The organism is Massilia sp. DJPM01 (assembly GCF_030348125.1).
GTDB classification, from domain to species: domain Bacteria; phylum Pseudomonadota; class Gammaproteobacteria; order Burkholderiales; family Burkholderiaceae_D; genus Telluria_A; species Telluria_A frigida.
The window spans coordinates 1-18,271 of record NZ_JAQOZV010000046.1 but is presented as its reverse complement, the minus strand read 5'-3'; the positions used below and the strand labels follow the sequence as shown (position 1 = coordinate 18,271).

The 18,271-nt window shown below is 63.3% G+C and carries 16 protein-coding genes; 6 read left to right on the top strand and 10 right to left on the bottom strand.

Annotated elements, in window-relative coordinates; genetic code table 11:
• Positions 1-37 precede the first annotated feature (37 nt).
• Both thiL and PO883_RS24675 read right to left on the bottom strand, forming a co-directional pair.
• Complete coding sequence (gene thiL, locus PO883_RS24680; protein ID WP_289312142.1) at positions 38-1,006, bottom strand: thiamine-phosphate kinase; 969 nt, start codon at positions 1,004-1,006, stop codon at positions 38-40.
• Positions 1,007-1,044: 38 nt separating this feature from the next.
• Complete coding sequence (locus tag PO883_RS24675; RefSeq protein WP_289312108.1) at positions 1,045-2,253, bottom strand: hypothetical protein; 1,209 nt, start codon at positions 2,251-2,253, stop codon at positions 1,045-1,047.
• A gap of 320 nt (positions 2,254-2,573) precedes the next feature.
• Between PO883_RS24675 and PO883_RS24670 the strand changes: the two genes are divergently transcribed.
• The 6 genes from PO883_RS24670 (at position 2,574) to PO883_RS24645 (ending at position 10,632) form a co-directional block, all read left to right on the top strand.
• A complete protein-coding gene (locus PO883_RS24670; RefSeq protein WP_167087662.1) occupies positions 2,574-4,886 on the top strand; it encodes an NADP-dependent malic enzyme in 2,313 nt (770 codons plus the stop codon).
• A gap of 340 nt (positions 4,887-5,226) precedes the next feature.
• A complete protein-coding gene (gene gmd / locus PO883_RS24665) occupies positions 5,227-6,273 on the top strand; it encodes a GDP-mannose 4,6-dehydratase (protein ID WP_289312107.1) in 1,047 nt (348 codons plus the stop codon).
• 10 nt (positions 6,274-6,283) lie between these two features.
• The gene (locus tag PO883_RS24660; RefSeq protein ID WP_373890101.1) at positions 6,284-7,219 is read left to right on the top strand and encodes an NAD-dependent epimerase/dehydratase family protein; all 936 of its coding nucleotides are present in this window, start codon (positions 6,284-6,286) and stop codon (positions 7,217-7,219) included.
• The gene (locus PO883_RS24655) at positions 7,216-8,349 is read left to right on the top strand and encodes a glycosyltransferase family 4 protein (RefSeq protein WP_373890100.1); all 1,134 of its coding nucleotides are present in this window, start codon (positions 7,216-7,218) and stop codon (positions 8,347-8,349) included. Before PO883_RS24660 ends, PO883_RS24655 begins: the two co-directional genes overlap by 4 nt.
• Before the next feature lie 31 nt (positions 8,350-8,380).
• Positions 8,381-9,526 carry a glycosyltransferase family 4 protein gene (locus PO883_RS24650; protein ID WP_289312105.1) on the top strand — a complete coding sequence of 382 codons (1,146 nt, stop codon included), beginning with the start codon at positions 8,381-8,383 and terminating at the stop codon, positions 9,524-9,526.
• A 320-nt stretch (positions 9,527-9,846) separates the two neighbouring features.
• Complete coding sequence (locus PO883_RS24645) at positions 9,847-10,632, top strand: ABC transporter substrate-binding protein (protein WP_289312104.1); 786 nt, start codon at positions 9,847-9,849, stop codon at positions 10,630-10,632.
• A 496-nt stretch (positions 10,633-11,128) separates the two neighbouring features.
• Here PO883_RS24645 and PO883_RS24640 read toward each other — a convergent pair whose 3' ends face one another.
• The 8 genes from PO883_RS24640 to PO883_RS24605 all read right to left on the bottom strand — a co-directional run bounded on the left by PO883_RS24640 (position 11,129) and on the right by PO883_RS24605 (position 18,054).
• The gene (locus tag PO883_RS24640) at positions 11,129-12,169 is read right to left on the bottom strand and encodes an RNA methyltransferase (RefSeq protein WP_289312103.1); all 1,041 of its coding nucleotides are present in this window, start codon (positions 12,167-12,169) and stop codon (positions 11,129-11,131) included.
• 84 nt (positions 12,170-12,253) lie between these two features.
• Positions 12,254-13,216 carry a hypothetical protein gene (locus PO883_RS24635; protein WP_289312102.1) on the bottom strand — a complete coding sequence of 321 codons (963 nt, stop codon included), beginning with the start codon at positions 13,214-13,216 and terminating at the stop codon, positions 12,254-12,256.
• 91 nt (positions 13,217-13,307) lie between these two features.
• On the bottom strand, positions 13,308-14,102 hold the full coding sequence (locus PO883_RS24630) for a hypothetical protein (RefSeq protein ID WP_289312101.1): 795 nt from the start codon (positions 14,100-14,102) through the stop codon (positions 13,308-13,310).
• Between the two features lie 41 nt (positions 14,103-14,143).
• Positions 14,144-14,665: a hypothetical protein gene (locus tag PO883_RS24625; RefSeq protein ID WP_289312100.1), complete on the bottom strand. Its 522-nt coding sequence runs from the start codon at positions 14,663-14,665 to the stop codon at positions 14,144-14,146.
• Entirely contained in the window at positions 14,662-15,546 is an 885-nt protein-coding gene (locus PO883_RS24620) for a CsgG/HfaB family protein (RefSeq protein WP_289312099.1), read from the bottom strand. Before PO883_RS24620 ends, PO883_RS24625 begins: the two co-directional genes overlap by 4 nt.
• Positions 15,543-15,974, bottom strand: coding sequence for a curli assembly protein CsgF (locus PO883_RS24615; protein ID WP_289312098.1), 432 nt, complete (start codon positions 15,972-15,974; stop codon positions 15,543-15,545). The genes PO883_RS24620 and PO883_RS24615 overlap by 4 nt, the downstream gene beginning before the upstream one ends.
• 50 nt (positions 15,975-16,024) lie before the next feature.
• Complete coding sequence (locus PO883_RS24610) at positions 16,025-16,483, bottom strand: CsgE family curli-type amyloid fiber assembly protein (protein ID WP_289312097.1); 459 nt, start codon at positions 16,481-16,483, stop codon at positions 16,025-16,027.
• 452 nt (positions 16,484-16,935) lie between these two features.
• Positions 16,936-18,054 (bottom strand): PEP-CTERM sorting domain-containing protein, encoded by a 1,119-nt coding sequence (locus tag PO883_RS24605; protein ID WP_289312096.1) that lies wholly within the window; start codon positions 18,052-18,054, stop codon positions 16,936-16,938.
• Positions 18,055-18,271: the final 217 nt, after the last annotated feature.

Below are 18,271 nucleotides of genomic sequence, written 5' to 3'. Positions count from 1 at the left end.
CGAGACTTAAAAACGGCGCTAGATTCATCGGAAAAAATCAAGCGCTGGCGAAGTGGTCGAAAGCGGCCAGCTGCAGGTCGAGCGCGTGCCCGGCGCCGTCGACCAGGCGCAGGCCCGGTGCGGCATCGATGGTCCCCACGCGCGTCACCGCAGTGCCACTTGCATGAGCGGCTGCCACGATGGCGTCGCGCCGTGAACGCGGGGCGGTGAAGCACAACTCGTAATCGTCGCCGCCGGCCGCGCAGAAGCTCCGCCGTAGTGCCTGCGGCTGCGCGGCCAGTACCGGTCCGGCGGGCAGCGCATCGACATCGAGCGTGGCGCCGACCCTGGAGGCGGCCAGGATGTGACCGAGGTCGCCCACCAGCCCGTCCGAGATATCGATGGCGGCGTGGGCCAGCCTGGCATCGGCCAGCGCCATGCCGAGCGCCACGCGCGGGCTGGGCGTGTGCATGCGGGCGCCTGCCGCCAGCAGCGCGGCAGCGTCCAGCGGATATTCCTTGCGGTAGCCGGCCAGCGCCAGGCGGGCGTCGCCCAGCGTGCCGGAAATCCAGAGGTCGTCGCCGGCGATGGCGGCATCGCGCCGCAGCGCGTGGCCGGGCGCCAGTTCGCCGAAAATGGTGATGCAGATGTTGAGCGGGCCTTTGGTGGTGTCGCCGCCGATCAGCTCACAGCCATGCTGGTCGGCCAGCGCGAACAGGCCGGCCGCAAACCCGGCCAGCCAGTCGCGATTGGCCGCCGGCAGCGCCAGCGCCAGGGTGAACGCGACCGGCCTGGCGCCCATCGCCGCCAGGTCGGACAGGTTCACCGCCAGGCACTTGTGGCCCAGCATGCGCGCATCGGCGCCGGCGAAGAAATGGCGGTCCTCGACCAGCATGTCGGATGAAATAGCCATCTGCATGCCGGGCGAGGGCACGAGCAGCGCGCAATCGTCGCCGATGCCGAGCGCCGCCCGCCCTGGCCGGGGGCGCTTAAAGTACTGCTTGATGAGGTCGAATTCGGAGAGCATGCGCGATTGTACAGCCATGCCAGCTCCGCATCGCCAGCTTACAGGCGGCCCAGCGTGACCTCCACCAGGCGGCCTTTTTTCTTGAACTCTTCGTTGACCGTTACCAGGATGCGTCCCTGCGCATCTTCGGCAATCGAGGTGACTTCGCTGGTGGCGTCCGCCGTCGTGCGCTTGTAGCCCGGCAGCAGGGCCGACAGGTCGGTCCATTTGTCGCCGTTGTCGGCCGACCATGCCAGGTAGGGCAAGCCCTTGGCCTTGTCGAAACCGGCCGCCACGATCACATTGGGTTTGCCGGCGGGCGAGAGCAAGCGGGTGATGTAGGGATAGTTGCCGGTGCCGCCACTGAGCGGTTGCTTGAGCACGAACTTGTAGCTCTTGCCGCTGTCGTCGCTGCGCAGCAAGCCGCCTTCGACGCCGATGAAGACGCGCTCGCTCTTGCCCAGCGTGGTAATCAGATGCACGTTGCGGTTTTCCAGTTCCGGCACGCTGATCTGCACCGGTACTTTGGAGGCCAGAGCGGAATTGTCGGCGTTCATGGCGTAGGCGCGCACGTAGGCCATGTCGAGCGGGCATTCGCCGCCCGTCAGCAACAGCCCGCCCACTACCTCGAACGCCTGGTGGGTGCAGCTCATGCTATCCATGGTGCCCATGATCGGACGCCAGGTGAGGCCCTGGTCGTTCGAGATTTGCACGTTCTGGCCGGCGCCGCCGTTGGCGAACCAGCGCTTGCCGACCGCCTTGACGTCGCCCACCTGCATGCGCTCGCAGTAGGTCTCGTAGCAGATGCGGAAATCCTTGTCCTTGGGCAGGAAGGTCATCTTGGCCTGGTCCAGCTCGCACAAGGTGTGTTCGTCGGCGCTGCCCCAGGCCGGCTGCACCAGCAGGGTCTTGCCGTCCACCTGCTTGAGGTCGGCCGCGCGCCGCACTGCGACCTGCTCGCTGGCCGGCAGCTTGCACTCGCCCAGGGCGACCGTTTGCCAGGCCGACTTGGTGCTGACCCCGCGCGCGGTGGCCAGGACGGCGGTGCCCTCGGTTTCGGTATTGGTCAGCGCGATGTAAGCATGCTTGTCGTCGATGCTGATGGCGTTCATGCCGCGCTCGTGATTGAGCAGCACGTCGACGCGCGCGACCGGGTCCGGCGCGGGAGGGGGCAAGGGTTTGCCGCCGTCACCGCCGCCACCGCCGCATCCGGTCAGCAGGGTGGCGGCGATCAGGCCGGCGGGAAGGCATTGTTGAATAGGGTTCATGGGAGGCTCTTTTGACAGGGTTGGCGAAGGCTCGCGCCGCCCGGGAGCGGGTCTCCCGCCCGCAGCGCCGCGATGCCCGTGCATTGTCTGGCCGGCCCCCGGCATGGGTCTATTGCGTTTCTGTCTAGGATTTGTATCAACTGTCGGCCATGTGTACCGGGCTGTAGCGCCGAGCGAGCGATCGCTTTTTTGTCCGTTGCGATGAAATTTTCGTGTTTTGGGGCAATTGCCCCGAAGTTGGTGAAAATACGTAGCTTGTTGAAAGATCACGTCTGATAAAATCGTCAGTCCCCGACAGTACACAGGAAGGCCGTACCAGCATGGATTCGTCACCAGAGAAGAAGGAAGAACTGCGCCAGCAACTGCGCCTCGCCGCGCTCGAGTATCACGAGTGCCCCCGTCCCGGAAAAATCAGCGTCACGCCCACCAAGCAGCTGCTCAACCAGCGCGACCTGGCCCTGGCGTACTCGCCCGGCGTCGCGGCTCCCTGCGAAGAAATCGTCAAGGACCCGGGCAACGCCTATAAATACACGGCGCGCGGCAATCTGGTGGCCGTCATCACCAATGGCACCGCGGTGCTGGGTCTGGGCAATATCGGTCCGCTGGCTTCCAAACCGGTGATGGAAGGCAAGGGCGTGCTGTTCAAGAAGTTCGCCGGCATCGATGTGTTCGACATCGAGATCAACGAGCAAGACCCGGACAAGCTGGTCGACATCATCGCTTCGCTGGAACCGACCTTTGGCGGCATCAACCTGGAAGATATCAAGGCGCCCGAGTGCTTCTATATCGAGCGCCAGTTGCGCGACCGCATGAAGATTCCGGTCTTCCACGATGACCAGCACGGTACCGCGATCATCGTCGGCGCCGCCATCCTGAACGGCGTCAAGGTGGTCGGCAAGGATATCCGCGAGTGCAAGCTGGTGGTGTCGGGCGCGGGCGCGGCGGCGCTGGCCTGCCTGGAACTGATCGTCGACCTCGGCTTCCCGATCGAAAATATTTACGTGACCGACCTGGCCGGCGTGGTCTACAAGGGCCGCGTCGAACTGATGGACCCGGACAAGGCGCGCTTCGCGCAAGACACGCCTTACCGCACCCTGGCCGAAGTGATGCCGGGCGCCGACATTTTCCTGGGCTTGTCCGCCGGCGGCGTGCTCAAGCAGGATATGGTCAAGGAAATGGCGGCCAATCCGCTCATTCTGGCGCTGGCCAATCCGACCCCGGAAATCCTGCCGGAAGACGTCAAGGCGGTGCGCGGCGACGCCATCATCGCCACCGGCCGTTCGGATTATCCGAACCAGGTCAACAATGTGCTGTGCTTCCCGTACATTTTCCGCGGCGCCCTCGATTGCGGCGCCACCACCATCACGCGCGAGATGGAAATTGCAGTCGTGCACGCGATTGCCGACCTGGCCCACGCCGAGCAGTCGGACGTGGTGGCCACCACCTACGGCATCAGCAACCTCTCGTTCGGCCCGGAATACCTGATCCCGATGCCGTTCGATCCGCGCCTCCTGATCCACATCGCCCCGGCCGTGGCCAAGGCGGCGTTCGAGTCGGGCGTGGCGACGCGTCCGATCGCCAACCTGGAAGCCTACGCCGACAGCCTGCAGCAATTCGTGTACCGCAGCGGCACCTTCATGAAGCCGCTGTTCGCGGTGGCCAAGGCGGCCCCGCCGGAACTCAAGCGCATCGTCTACGCCGAAGGCGAAGAAGAGCGCGTGCTGCGCGCGGTGCAGGTGGTGGTCGACGAGAAACTGGCGCGCCCGATCCTGGTCGGCCGTCCGAGCGTGCTGGAGCAGCGCATCGAGAAGTTCGGCCTGCGCTTGAAGCAGGGCGAGCATTTCGACGTGATCAACCCGGACCACGAAGACCGCTACCGCGATTACTGGCAGACCTATTACGCGATGACCATGCGCAAAGGCGTGACCCAGGAATACGCCAAGCTGGAAATGCGCCGCCGCCACAGCCTGATCGGCGCGATGATGATCCACAAGGGCGACGCCGACGGCATGATCTGCGGCACTTTCGGCACCACCAATTTGCACCTGCACTATATCGACCAGGTCTTGGGCAAGCGCGAGGGCGCCAATGTGTACGCGGCCATGAATTTCCTGATCTTGCCGGAACGCCAGATGGCCATCGTCGACACCCACGTCAACGAAAACCCGAGCGCCGAGCAGCTGGCCGAGATCACCATCATGGCGGCCGACGAGATGAGCCGCTTCGGCCTGATTCCGCGCGCGGCCCTGTTGTCGCACTCGAACTTCGGCTCGGCCAACAGCGCCTCGGCCCAGAAGATGCGGGCGGCGCTGGCGCTGGTGCAGCAAAAGGCGCCGCAGCTGGAAATCGATGGCGAGATGCACGGCGATGTGGCGCTCGACGCCAAGCTGCGCAAGCAGCTGATGCCGCACTCGACCCTGCAGGGCGAAGCCAACCTGCTGGTGATGCCGAATATCGACAGCGCCAACATCGCCTACAACCTGCTCAAGACCGCGGCCGGCAACGGCATCGCGATCGGCCCGGTGCTGCTCGGCTGCGCCAAGCCGGTGCACATCCTGACCCCGTCGGCCACGGTGCGCCGCATCGTCAACATGACGGCCTTGTGCGTGGTCGACGCGGTCTCGGAACGCTGACCCGCGCGTAACACGGCGCGCCTGTTTCACGCGCTGAAAACGGCCGGCATCGTCATGGATGCCGGCCTTTTTTTTGGCCCCTCCCCTTTGTAGTAATTTCGCTCAAGAAAAACGTGTATTACTACATTTCATTACAGTTCAAGATAGGCGTAACAATGCGTAAGCTGGCGCCGTCCCTCCGGTAAATCAGGGCATAATGTGCGCGCCAGTTGTTGTTTGTATTGCACGAGGTTCTTTTGCGTAAAGAATGATCAAATCGATTCTGTTACAATGCTGAGTTGTTAACTGCGAGTCGGACGTGCAGATTACCGCTCTCCAACTACACACGAATATCACGAATATGCAAAAAACAACAAAAAAAGCCCTGATTACCGGGATCACCGGGCAAGATGGCGCTTACCTCGCGCAGTTGTTGCTTGAAAAAGGCTACCAAGTCACGGGGACCTATCGCCGCACGAGTTCGGTCAATTTCTGGCGTATCGAAGAGCTGGGTATCCAGGCTCATCCCAATCTGCGCCTGGTCGAATACGACCTGACCGATCTCTCGTCCAGCATCCGCCTGATCCAGAGCGCCGAGCCGGACGAGGTGTACAACCTCGCGGCCCAGAGTTTCGTCGGTGTGTCGTTCGAGCAGCCAGTCGCCACCGCAAGCATCACGGGCCTGGGGCCGGTTCACCTGCTCGAAGCGATTCGCATCGTCAACCCGAAAGCGCGCTTCTACCAGGCATCGACCTCCGAAATGTTCGGCAAGGTCCAGGCCATCCCGCAAGTCGAAGATACCCCGTTCTACCCGCGCAGCCCGTACGGTGTGGCCAAGCTGTACGCCCACTGGATGACGGTCAATTACCGCGAGTCGTATGGCATTTTCGGTTCCAGCGGCATCCTGTTCAATCACGAATCGCCCCTGCGCGGCCGTGAATTCGTCACCCGCAAGATTACCGATTCGGTCGCCAAGATCGTGCTCAACAAGCTCGACGTGCTGGAACTGGGCAACCTCGACGCCAAGCGCGACTGGGGTTATGCCAAGGAATACGTCGAAGGCATGTGGCGCATCCTGCAGGCCGAACAGCCTGACACCTTCATCCTGGCCACCAACCGTACCGAAACCGTGCGCGACTTCGTGACCATGGCGTTCAAGGGCGCCGGCATCGATATCGACTTCACGGGCAAGGGCGAAGCCGAGACCGGCCATTGCGCCCGTACCGGCAAGCTGCTGGTGCGCATCAGTCCCAAGTTCTACCGTCCGGCCGAAGTCGAGTTGCTGATCGGCGATCCGGGCAAGGCCATGCGCGAGCTGGGCTGGGCGCCGAAGACCACGCTGGAGCAGTTGTGCCAGATGATGGTCGAGGCCGACATGCGCCGCAACGAACAAGGTTTTTCCTTCTGATATGCCGGCCATGGTCACGGAAACGTCTCCCGCGCCCGGCGCCGAAGGGCAGGGCAAGCGTGCCCTGATCACCGGCCTGCACGGCTTCACGGGACGCTACGTGGCGCGCGAACTGGCTGCGGCCGGCTATCGCGTGTTCGGCACCGTGGTGCCGGGCCATGGCGCGCATCCGCTTGACGCCGATGTGTTCGCGGTCGACCTGCTTGATCGCGCCGCCGTGGCCGCCATGATCGAACAGGTGCAGCCGGATGTCGTGGTGCACCTGGCCGGGATCGCCTTCGTGGCGCATGCCAACGCCGAACTGATTTACCGCGTCAACATCGTCGGCACCCGCAACCTGCTCGAAGCGCTCGCTGGCCAGCACCAGCAGCCGTCGGCGGTGCTGCTGGCATCGTCCGCCAATGTCTACGGCAACGCCAGCGTCGGCCGGATCGATGAATCCCTGGCCCCCGCGCCAGCCAACGATTACGCCGTCAGCAAGCTGGCCATGGAACACATGGCGCAGTTGTGGAGCGACAAGCTGCCGATCATCATCGTGCGGCCATTCAACTATACCGGTGTGGGCCAGGATGAAAATTTCCTGTTGCCGAAGATCGTTGCGCATTTCCGCAAGGCGGCGCCGGTGATCGAACTGGGCAACCAGGCCATCGCGCGCGATTTTTCCGACGTGCGCATGGTGGCCGACAGCTACCGCCGCCTGCTGGTGGCCAATGTCGCCGGCCAGACCTTCAATATCTGCTCGGGCCAGGCGCATTCGCTGGGCGAGGTCATCGCGCTGATGGAGTCGATTGCCGGCTACCGGATCGAGGTCAGGGTGAATCCGGCTTTCGTGCGCGCCAAGGATGTCTTGGTCCTGATGGGCAACAATGAAAAACTGCGCAGCGCGATCGGGGCCATGTCCCCGATTCCGCTCGCCGACACGCTGCGCTGGATGTACCAGGCGTGAGCCGCGTGCGCGTCGGCCTGGGTACGACCATGATCGAACCGGGCCTGACCGGTGGACGGCTGGACGGGATCGGGGTGTACACCCAGGCGCTGCTGCAGCACTTGCCGCAGGCCGGCTGCGAGGTGGCCGCGTATTCGTATCCGCGCCCGCGCGGCGACGCCACGGCGATCAGCGTGGGCCAGGCCATGCCGCAATCGTTCGAGGCGGCCAGCCTGGCCGATTTGCTGACGCCGCGCGCGAACCGGGTGCACATGCCGGCCGATATTTTTCACGCGACCGATTACCGCATCGTGCGCATGGATTGCCCGGTGGTGGCGACCCTGCACGATGCGCTGCCGATCAAGTATCCGCAGTGGTGCAGCCCCGGCATGCGGCGCGCCAAGAACTGGATGCAGCAAAAAGCCGCGCGCAAGGCCCAGCATGTGATCGCGGTGTCGAACTTTGCGATCGGTGAACTGGTCGAATGCTTCGGGGTCGATGAAAACAGGATCAGCGTGGTGCCCAACGGCGTCGACCCGGCGTGGCTGCAAGCGCCTGATGCGTCCGCCGTGGCTGCGACCTTGCTCCAGAACGGCCTGCGGGCTGGCTATTTTTTGTTTGTCGGTACTTTGCAGCCGCGCAAGAACGTCGAGCGCCTGCTCAGCGCCTACCTGAGTTTGCCGGATGCGCTGCGGGCCGAGCGTCAGCTGGTGATTGTCGGCGGCGCCGGCTGGCGCTGCGAAGAGTTGATCGCGCGCATCACCGCGGCGCGGCAGGACGGCGAGCAGGTCGTGTGGCTGAACCAGCTGACCGGCGCCGACAGCCTGCGCCATGTGTATGCGGGCGCGGGCGTGTTTGTGTTTCCGTCTTTGTATGAAGGTTTCGGTATCCCCGTCGTCGAGGCGTTTGCGTCGGGGGTGCCGGTGGTGGCCTCGAATAGCAGTTCCTTGCCGGAAGTAACCCGGGGCGCGGCGCTTGACGTCGATCCGGGCAACACTGGCGACATCGCCGCGGCGATGCAAGCGCTGGCGCGCGACGATGCGCTGCGCTCGCGTTGCATCGCGGCGGGCCGCGCTCGCGCAGCCCAGTTGACCTGGCACGACACCGCGCTGCAAACCGCCGCCGTGTATCGTGCTGTCCTTTCCCAATAATCTGACGTCGTACTGAGCCATTTGCGAAACTATGCGTGTCCTACATTTCTATAAAACCTATTTCCCGGAATCGGTGGGCGGCGTCGAGCAGGTCATCCGGCAGATGTGCGTCGGCACGGGCCGCCTGGGCGTACGCAATGAGGTACTGACGCTCACGCGCCAGAAGGAAAAGCGCGACGTCGACTTCGAAGGCCACAAGGTGCGCCTGCTGCCGCTCGACTTCGAGATTTCCTCGACCGGTTTTTCGCTGGCCGCCTTTGGCGAACTGGCGCGCATGGCCGAGGAAGCGGACGTGGTGCACTATCACTTCCCGTGGCCCTTCATGGACCTGGCGCACTTTATTTCGCGCATCAAGAAGCCGAGCCTGGTGACCTACCACTCCGACATCGTGCGCCAGAAGCAGTTGCTGCGCCTGTACCAGCCGCTCAAGCACCGTTTCCTGCAAAGTGTCGACACCATCGTCGCCACCTCGCCCAACTACATGGCCTCGTCGGCCGTGCTGGACCGTTATCGCGACAAGACGCGCGTCATCACCTACGGCCTGGACAAGACCATTTATCCTGAACCGGACCAGGCGCGCATGGATAAATGGCGTGCCCAGATCGGCGAGCGCTTCTTCCTGTTCGTCGGCGTGCTGCGCTACTACAAGGGCTTGCATATCTTGCTCGATGCGGTCGCCAATACCGATTATCCGGTGGTGATCGTCGGCGCCGGTCCGATCGAGACCGAACTCAAGGCGCACGCCGAACGGCTCGGCCTGACCCACGTGTTGTTCGTCGGCGCGCTCGACGAGGCCGACAAGGTGGCCTTGCTGACCCTGTGCTACGCGCTGGTGTTCCCCTCGCATTTGCGTTCGGAAGCGTTCGGTATTTCGCTGCTGGAAGGGGCGATGTACGGCAAGCCGATGATTTCGAGCGAGATCGGTACCGGCACGACCTACATCAACATCGACGCTGAAACTGGTCTGGTGGTGCCGCCGAGCGATCCGCAAGCGTTTGGCGAGGCCATGCGCACGCTGTGGGACAACCCGGAACTGGCGCAAGCCATGGGCAAGCGTGCCGAAGCGCGCTACTGGGAATTGTTTACCGCCGAGCAGATGGCCAAGAGCTACACCGCGCTGTATCACGAGCTGGTGGCGCGTCACGCCACCGTGGCGCTGGCGCAAGTCCAGGCGTAAATCTTCGCGGCGGCCTTGCCCGCTGCGCAGAGATTGATCGGCCTTATTGGCCCCGGACGTGACACCGTCATGCCTGTCAGTGGCTAATGCCGCTAAGTGAAGCGTTTTTGACCATACACTTCAACACCGTCATTTCTGCCAGTGGCAGGCATGGCGGTGTTGAATGTCAGGGCCAAAATGACTTGCTCAATATTCTCCTCCGCCCCCCTTTTTTGCATTCCCGGATTAAATTTCCCCTGGCTGATTCGTACTCAGCAGCACGATTGCCGCCCCAACGCGGGAACTGGTATGCTTTGACGAGGGAATCGCAAGGGCCGGGTATGGTAAAGCAGTTATTACTTGTTGCGGGATTGCTGGCCGGGGCGGATGTCCAGGCCGCCGCGCCGCAGGCTGCTCCCCGGCTGTACATCACGACCGAATATTCGCCCCCGGCCAGCATGCTGGACGGGGAGCGCGTGATCGGCTATTCCACCGACAAGGTCCGCGAAATCATGGCGCGCGCATCGATCAGTTATTCGATTGACCTGCTTCCCTGGAAGCGCGCCTATACCGCGGCCGTGCAGCGGCCCAACGGCTGCGTCTACGCGACCACGCGCACGCCCGAACGCGAGCAACTGTTCAAATGGGTGGGGCCGACCGACGAGGGCGAGTGGGTGCTGCTGGGACGGGCCGACCGCGCTTATCAGCTCAGCACGCTGGAAGACGCGCGCGGGCTGCGCATCGGCACCTACAACGGCGACGCGCGCGACGACTATCTGCGCTCGCGCGGTTTCCAGGTCGATCCGGCGCCGAACGACATGCTCAATCCGCAAAAATTGCTGATGAATAGGATCGACCTGTGGGCCGCCGGTTTGCGTCCTGGCAGCGGCGTCATGGAGCAAAACGGCTGGGCGGGGAAGATTGTCCCCGTGCTGGTGTTTAACCGGATCAAGGTCTATCTCGCTTGCAACCCCGCCATTCCCGACGCCGTGATTGGCAAGATGAATGCCGCGCTCGACGCGATGGACCGCGACGGCACCTCACGCCGGCTTGAGCGCAAGTACGACAACTGGGTGCAGCGCAAGCCGGCCGAAGCGGAGGCCGGGCAAGGCATTCCGGCGCGCTAAACGACGGGCCGGCCGGGGCGCGACGGCAAGGGGGATGGAGTGCAAGGGCCCAGATGTATAGGCGCAGGCGAGCGGCGGCGCAGGCAGGGCGGTGGCGCAGGCGAGCGGTGGCGCAGGCGAGCGGTGGCACAGGCGAGCGGTGGCGCAGGCGAGCGGTGGCACAGGCGAGCGGCGGCACAGGCGAGCGGTGGCGCAGGCGAGCGGTGGCACAGGCGAGCGGTGGCACAGGCGAGCGGTGGCACAGGCGAGCGGTGGCACAGGCGAGCGGTTTCGCAGGCGAGCGGTGGCACAGGCGAGCGGCGGCGCAGGCGAGCGGCGGCACAGGCAGGGCGGCGCAAGGACGCCCCGGCTCAGACCAGGCAGCGGTTCAGGCAAGGCAACGGCTGAGACACCATCTACACCCGCACGCAGTGGCGGGAACGGCGCAGATAGCGTCCGTACAGGCTGTCCCATCCTGGCGGTTCGGCCCCGCCATGTTCCCACCGGAACCGAACCGTCAGGATGCGTCGGCGCGACTGATCGCAATCGTCTTGCGTGCCGGCACAGCGGAGCGTGCGCGCAGTTGCCCGCAGCCGCCATCGACATCTTGCCCCGCCGAATCGCGCAGCTTGGTCAGCACTCCGCGCTGATGCAAGGTGGCGGCAATGGCACGCGCGCTCTCCCAGCTGGGCCGCTTGAACGCCAGATCCGGAATGGTGTTGTATGGAATCATGTTCAGCACGGCATACTTGTCCTTTAACAGGCGTACGATGCCGTCGATTTCGTCCTCCCCATCATTGATGCCTTCAAGCAGGGTCCACTGATACTGCACCGGATAGCCCGTCAGCCGGGCGTACTGCTCCCCTGCCTCGACCAGTTGCTCGGGCGTGATGCGCGGCGCGCGCGGCAGCAATTGCTCGCGCAGCGCGGGCTTGGTCGTGTGCAGCGACAGTGCCAATGCAGGTTTGACCACGCCCTGCGCCAAACGTTCAAACACACGCGGGTCGCCGACCGTCGAAAACACCAGGTTCTTGTGCCCGATATTGCCTTCCGTCCCCAGCAGTTCGATGGCCTCGAGCACATTGTCGAGATTGTGGGCCGGTTCGCCCATGCCCATGAACACCACTTTTTTCACCGGCCGCCGGGTGCGCGCCAGCACCACCTGGGCGATGATTTCGCCGCTGCTGACCTGGCGGATGAGTCCCTCGCGCCCGGTCATGCAAAACTGGCAGCCGACCGCACAGCCGACCTGGCTGGACACGCACAGCCCGTCGCGCGGCAGCAGCACGCTTTCGACCGCCTGGCCATCGGCCAGTCCGACCAGCAAGCGGGCCGAGCCATCTTCAGCGGGATGCGAGGAAATCAGCCGTGCCATCGCCTGCAGCTCGGCGTCGAGCGCGGGCAGGGCGGTGCGCACGCCAAGGGGCAGGAAGTCGTTGGGACGGCGCCGTCCCTGATCGTAGGGGCGGCCCTGGACCCAGTCGCGCAGCACGCGCTGTTCGTGCAAGGGCAGGGCGCCCAAGGCGCGCAGGCGCTGGCGGATGGTTGATAGTTGCATCGCGCTATTTTATTGCATAACGCGATGCGGAGCGCATGAACCGGCGAAAACGGCGCAGTTGCCCGCGCCATCATGGCCATCTTTTTAATATTGAACGATGCCGGAATGGTTATTGCTGCCGTTCTGGGTCAGGGTCGCGATATAGCCATTGCCGGTTTGCGTGATATACGAGACATTGGCCAGCGCACCGGCATTGCCGGTGCCGGTCTGGCTCACGGTGGCCTTGTTGGCGATGCCGTTTTGCGTCACCAGCGATTCGTTCGCATTGGCGTTCTGCGTCAGGGTGGCCAGGTTGTTATTGCCTTTCTGATTAATGGCGCTCTTATTCCGGATGCCCGCCTGGTCGGTGAGCGCATTGTTGCCGGTGCCATTCTGGGCAACCGTCGACTGGACGAACTGTGCGTTCTTTTGAACCGCTTTGACGTTATTTCCCGTGCCGATCTGATTGATTGTCACTTCGGCGAAGTCGGTTTGGGTCTGGGCCACCGTCACGCCGTTGGCGACGCCGTTCTGCGTGACATAGGCGCCCTGGTGGCCGGAATTGATCTGGTTGACGGCCAGCTTGTTATCCGTTCCGAACTGCTTGGCGATGATCTCGAAATCGACAACGCCCTGCTGATCGAGCGTGGCGCTGTTTTTCTGGCCGCTCTGGGACAGCGTGGCATCGGACTGCCAGGCGCCGTTCTGGCGGACCGCGGCGATATTCTGATTGCCTGTTTGCGCCACGGTCGCGCTGGCACGGACGGCCTTTTCCTGACGAATGCCGGCGTTGTTCTGGTTGCCCTGCTGCGCGATCGTGGCGCTGATATCGGTGTTCGCCCCGATCTGGACAATGCCGCCGGTTTTCGCAACGGGATCGCCCGCCTTGTTGTTATCCCCGATCTGCGTAATCGTCGCCTTGATCAAGCCTGACGCGGTTTGCTGCACCGTATAGGCGCTGTTGCCAACGCCTTTTTGCGCCGTGATGGATTCGAGTTGGGCGTGGGCCGAGGTGGCGGCGAACGCCAGCGTCAGTGCGCTTGCCAGAGTGGATAAATGCAGTTTCATGAAATGCCTCCATACATGGACGGGGTCAGGTCGGATCAGGTTCAGCGACCCCGGTAGCTGAATTCTATTGGCGCACAGCGGCCATGCGCCGCTATTGCTGATTGACGCCGACACGGTTCATCGCCCCGGTTTGCGTGAGCTGCGCCACGAAGCCGTCGCCGTTCTGGCTTACCCAGGCGGTATTCGACGCCAGGCCCAAGCCGGTCATGCCGGTCTGGTTCACGATGGCCTTGTTGTCGCTGCCGGTCTGCATGATCAGGGATTCATTGCCCACCAGGTTTTGCGTCTGCACCACGACATTGTCGATGCCGCTCTGGACGACAGTGCTCAGGTTTCGACTGCCGGACTGGGCGCCGTCGGCGACATTCCCCGCGCCGTTTTGCGTGATCTCCATGACAGTCTGGTCGGTCACGAACTGTTTCGCCGTTGCGCGGTTGCCGATGCCGAACTGCTCGATACCGAGTTGGGTAAATGCGATGTGGTTCTGATCGGCCGTTGCCGTATTGAGTCCGCCAATTTGCGTAATGCGGGCGCCGCCCATGCCGGCGTCATGCTGGACCACCTCGATCCGGTTGGCGCTACCGCTCTGGCGTGCACTGGCATCCAGATTGCCCACATCGTTTTGGCGCAGCCTGGCATAGTTGTTCGTGCCGTCCTGCTCGACCAGCGCGTCGACGTAATAGATCTGGTTCTGCGCGATCTGGCCATGATTCGCATTGCCGGTCTGGTTGATACTGGCGCGGGCGAGGGCGCTCGATACCTGCAGGATGCTGCCCGGATTGGCATTGCCGTGCTGGGTGCCGACAGCATTGCTGGCGGCGCGGGCAACATTGGCCGAGACGGACAAGGCGATGCCTGCCGCGAGTAGCGGGAACATGGTTTTCATGTGAATACTCCGGGACAGTGAAGGGGAGGACCTGGAATAAGTCAGCGCCCCTGGTGTTGAATCAGCGTGGCAGTCTTGCCGCTGCCGGACTGGCTTAGCCGTGCGCTTCCTTCGCGGCCGTATTGTTCTATGCGCGCTGTATTCAGGCTGCCGCGCTGGTCGATATCGGCGCGGTGGTCCACGCCATCCTGGACGATGCTGGCCTGATTATCCTGCCCGGCCTGCTCCACGGCAGACTGGTTGCCGCTACCGCTTTGCAGCAGGCTCAGCGTATTGGCGCTGCCTTCCTGCAACAGTGTGGCCCGCTGGAGCGATCCGCGCTGCGCGATGCTGGCGCGCTGGCCGCTGCCTGCCTGGACACCCTCGAACAGGTGCTGCTGTCCGGCCTGCTCGATGGCGGTGGCGTTGCCGCTGCCTTGCTGGCGCAGCACCAGCGCATGAGCCTGTACCGGCGCGGCATTCAGTTCGGACGGCGCCAGGTCGCCTGCTGCCGCGAAGCGGGCCGCGCACAAGCCCATGACAGCGAGGCTGGTGCGCACCCATGAGGTCGGACGCGCGTTCATGGCACACCTCCTGACCCGCTGGCGGCCGGTTTCGCTGGCGACAGTGGCTCGCGTTCGGCCAGGTAACGTTGCAGCACCGGATTGCTCCACTGGCCCTCATCCTCCAGCGCCCAACTGCCCTCCTTGAGTCCCGCCACGATCAGGTGGGCCACACCGGCTTCGATGGCTTCGCTGACGCACAGCTGGGTCGGCTCGTTGCGCGTCATGCCGCCCTCCAGTTCAAGTAAATTTTTCACATTCACGAACTTAAACACGCTGGGATGGATCTCATAGGAGTAGATCGTCTTGGTGGTCGAGACGCTCTGCAGTACCTGTCCGCCGCGTATATCGATGCTGCGCAGGTTGACCGTGACCTGGTCGACCCGGTATTGCGTGCTCATGCCGATGCCCAGGAAGCGCGCGCCCGCGCCGCCGGTGCGCACATTGCTTTCGTAGGCAACAATGCCGCCCTCGATCAGCACCGAGGCGGCCAGCAACGGTGGAATTTGCACCGGCGGCGTACCGGCCGGTTGCGGCATTTCCAGCGCGCGCACGATCTTGCGTTCGGTAAGCAGGTTTTGCAGGTTTTCACGCTCGACCGGGATGAACCAGCCCGACTCCTTGAGCGCCTTGACCAGCATCGACGAGGCGCCCTGGGTGACCACGGTCGAAAACGAGCTGTCCGGCGCCGGCTTGTATTGCCCGGTCTGGTCGCGGATGCCGTACACGGCGACGGCCACCTTGCCTTTCGGGGCCGGCAGCTTGAGCAGGTCGCGCGTGCCGGGCGTGGCGGGCGCCAGCTGCGCAGCGCTCGTGAGCGCCGAGGGTGGATGGCGGAAGGCGCAGCCGGTGAGCAGGCTGGCCCCGGCCGTGGCGGCGAGCGCCCAGCGCAGGGCGTTCATTGCGCCACCTCGAAGGTGGTGGTGGCGCCGGTGCTGCGGTCGGTCGTCGTGATGCGCAGCATGCCGCCGCCCAGGTCGACCACGGTGATGGTGAAGTTGGCGCTGGAAAACGTCCCGGGCACCAGCTTGCCATCCGGCCCTTGCAGTTTGGAGGTGGCGGCGGAGGCGAGTTGACTTAGCACAGAACGTTCGAGCGTTTGATTGAACTGGGCGAGCGGCGACTGGTCGAACAAGGAAGTGCCACCGAGGCCCTTGTTCTCCGTGTGCTTGCTGGTGGCTGTGGCGGTGGCGAGCAGGCCGGCACCGTTGGCCGGGTAGCCGCCGAATGACGGGTTGATGGGCAAATACACCAGTTCAGTCGCGGTGGCGGCGTTCGCCAGTACGACCAGGCATGGCGCGACAGCGCGCGTGATGGAATGGAGTGGCATGGCTGATTTCCTTACTTGTACGGCGTTGACAGAGACAGCATTGGACAGGATCAGAATTCGTCGGGCGCGAGGTCGGCGTCGTTGATGCTTTGGCGCTCGGCATCGGCTTGTACGACCGCCTGGTAGGTTCTTTCGGCGGCGTCTTCGCTGAGCGCCTTGATCGCCGCTCGGGCGGCCGGTAGCCGCGTTTCAAACACGCGGCGCTGGGCGAAGTCGATGCGCACTTCACTGCCGCGGCGTGCGGACGGGCGTTCCAGGATGGCAAGGGTGTAGCGTTCGCTGCCTTCTTTCTCGCGCCAAGCAGCAATGAAGTATTGGCAAAAATCGTGGCCGGCAACGGTGACGGCCTGGCTGGTGACGACGCCGCTGTCGGTATCGGACGCGAGCACGCGACCGGCGTTATCGAGCTTGTCCTGCGCGTCTTGCGGCGGCGCTTGCCGGGCTGCCGCGGTGAGCATGCAGCCGAGCGACAGCGCGCAGAGGGCGAGTAGGGCGGTGTTCCTGGACATAGGGCCTCGCAGTGGTTGTTATTGTGTTGTGGCCTGAAACGCGGCGGCAGGCGAGCAGATGAGATTTGAGTTTATCGAGGGAGACCTTGCCGGCTTTGATAGCTGTCAAAAATCCAAGGCCGGGATGTCAAGCCCTTCGGCTTGCTAAAAATCAATGCTGGTGTGTGGAAATTTGAACGGAACAAGCGCTGTTCCAAAAGAAATCGCCCTGCCTGGTCAGGTCAGCGCGATGGCATGGCAGGGAGGAGGAGAAGCAAAGGACGCGGGGTGGATCGGGCAGCGGATTCGTCCGCCCGGACCGGGTGCCGGTCACGTGCGGGTGCGGTGTGCGATAAGGCCGTTGTCATGTCGCGCACCGGGTGTGCGCGACATGGCAGCGCCAAGGCAAGCGCTAAAGCAAGCGCCACGGTGCGGGTCGACTGTGCGCACCAGGGCGTGCGTCGCAGGACGCATCAGGGTGCCTGGCGGCGCCGGCGCGCGGCATACAGGCCGAACAGCGACAGCGAGACCAGTGCGAGCGACCCCGGTTCCGGCACGCCATTCCGGTCCGGTATGGCCGCGCCCGCGATAAGGAAAATGTCGCCATAGCCGCCCGTATCGCACGGACCGACCGGTATGCCATTGGCTAATGTCGGGCCAGAGGTATTGCCGCCGGTGCCGAAGCAACCCATCCAGACCTGCACCGACATGGTGTCGTAGCCTGCGCCCTGGAGTCCTTTCAAATCGAGGCTGGGGATGTAGTTGATGAATTCCACGGCGTTCGACGCCTGGTTGGTGTTGATCAGCTGGCCGCCAGAGGGGCAGTTGCTGCCATCGGGCGAGGGATAGGACGTGGTGCTGCTGACCACGCAGATGGCACCGACCGTCATTGCAAAGTCGGTCGAATTGGGCGTCGTGACGCCAGTGCCGTTGAAGGTTTTTGTCGACTGAAACAGCGACGGGTCCTTGAAGATGTCGAACAGGTCGAGCTGTTGGGTTTCAAAATATTTGTTGGCCAGGTTGCCCTCGCTATCGCGTATCGTCACCAGCGCCCAGACCGGCAGGCTGGCCGTCGAATTCTGCGGATTATTGAAGTCGAAGGCGATCATCATCTGGTGGTAGTCGCCGTCGAAGGTCAGCTTGCTGTTCAGTGTAGCGAGGCCCATGTCCCAGCTGAACGCCGTGTCGTTGGCCAGTGCGCCGTTATTGCTGGGGTCGTTCTGGTCGCCGGTGAAGAAATAGTCTTTCTGGCCGCCATTGTTGGTTTTGAATCCATCTTCCGACGGCAGCACGGCGTCGCCGTTGGCCAGGATGGCGCCGCCGTTCGAGGCAACCACAATCGAATCGTGCAGGGCGCCCTGCGCCGCGCTGAAGGTGTAATCGCCCGTGAATCCGGTGACGCTGCTTCCGGACAGATAGTTCAGTACGCCCGTCGAACACGAAACGAAATTGCCGTACGTTGCGCAGGCCGAATTGGGCGTGGGGTAGGTGCTGGAGTAGCTTGGCAGCGGTCCTGCCAAGGCCGCGTTGGAAGCGATGCCGGCCATCCCCAGCAACGCAAGTGCGGCGCAACGACGTGTGATCGAGTTCATTTTGGGCATCCCTCATGTGATTGTTCTTAGCATAAGGATGAGCATGGAACGTGCCAGTTTCATAACTCCTTGTTTTTGTTCAGTAGGATAAGTATATTGCCCGTCATGTGTAAAAAATTCCGACAGGGAAGTAATCTTTGCAAATAGAAATGATTAATTTGCTGTTAAACGTGCGGCTTGATTCATATTGTTTTTTGGTGATTAGCGCTGATCTTCG

Coding starts and splice junctions, on each gene's coding strand:
- thiL (WP_289312142.1), bottom strand. CDS start 1,006: ATGCTCTCCGAATTCGACCTCATCAAGCAGTACTTTAAGCGCCCCCGG.
- gmd (WP_289312107.1), top strand. CDS start 5,227: ATGCAAAAAACAACAAAAAAAGCCCTGATTACCGGGATCACCGGGCAA.
- PO883_RS24675 (WP_289312108.1), bottom strand. CDS start 2,253: ATGAACCCTATTCAACAATGCCTTCCCGCCGGCCTGATCGCCGCCACC.
- PO883_RS24635 (WP_289312102.1), bottom strand. CDS start 13,216: ATGAAACTGCATTTATCCACTCTGGCAAGCGCACTGACGCTGGCGTTC.
- PO883_RS24610 (WP_289312097.1), bottom strand. CDS start 16,483: ATGTCCAGGAACACCGCCCTACTCGCCCTCTGCGCGCTGTCGCTCGGC.
- PO883_RS24625 (WP_289312100.1), bottom strand. CDS start 14,665: ATGAACGCGCGTCCGACCTCATGGGTGCGCACCAGCCTCGCTGTCATG.
- PO883_RS24630 (WP_289312101.1), bottom strand. CDS start 14,102: ATGAAAACCATGTTCCCGCTACTCGCGGCAGGCATCGCCTTGTCCGTC.
- PO883_RS24645 (WP_289312104.1), top strand. CDS start 9,847: ATGGTAAAGCAGTTATTACTTGTTGCGGGATTGCTGGCCGGGGCGGAT.
- PO883_RS24605 (WP_289312096.1), bottom strand. CDS start 18,054: ATGAACTCGATCACACGTCGTTGCGCCGCACTTGCGTTGCTGGGGATG.
- PO883_RS24660 (WP_373890101.1), top strand. CDS start 6,284: ATGGTCACGGAAACGTCTCCCGCGCCCGGCGCCGAAGGGCAGGGCAAG.
- PO883_RS24620 (WP_289312099.1), bottom strand. CDS start 15,546: ATGAACGCCCTGCGCTGGGCGCTCGCCGCCACGGCCGGGGCCAGCCTG.
- PO883_RS24670 (WP_167087662.1), top strand. CDS start 2,574: ATGGATTCGTCACCAGAGAAGAAGGAAGAACTGCGCCAGCAACTGCGC.
- PO883_RS24650 (WP_289312105.1), top strand. CDS start 8,381: ATGCGTGTCCTACATTTCTATAAAACCTATTTCCCGGAATCGGTGGGC.
- PO883_RS24615 (WP_289312098.1), bottom strand. CDS start 15,974: ATGCCACTCCATTCCATCACGCGCGCTGTCGCGCCATGCCTGGTCGTA.
- PO883_RS24640 (WP_289312103.1), bottom strand. CDS start 12,169: ATGCAACTATCAACCATCCGCCAGCGCCTGCGCGCCTTGGGCGCCCTG.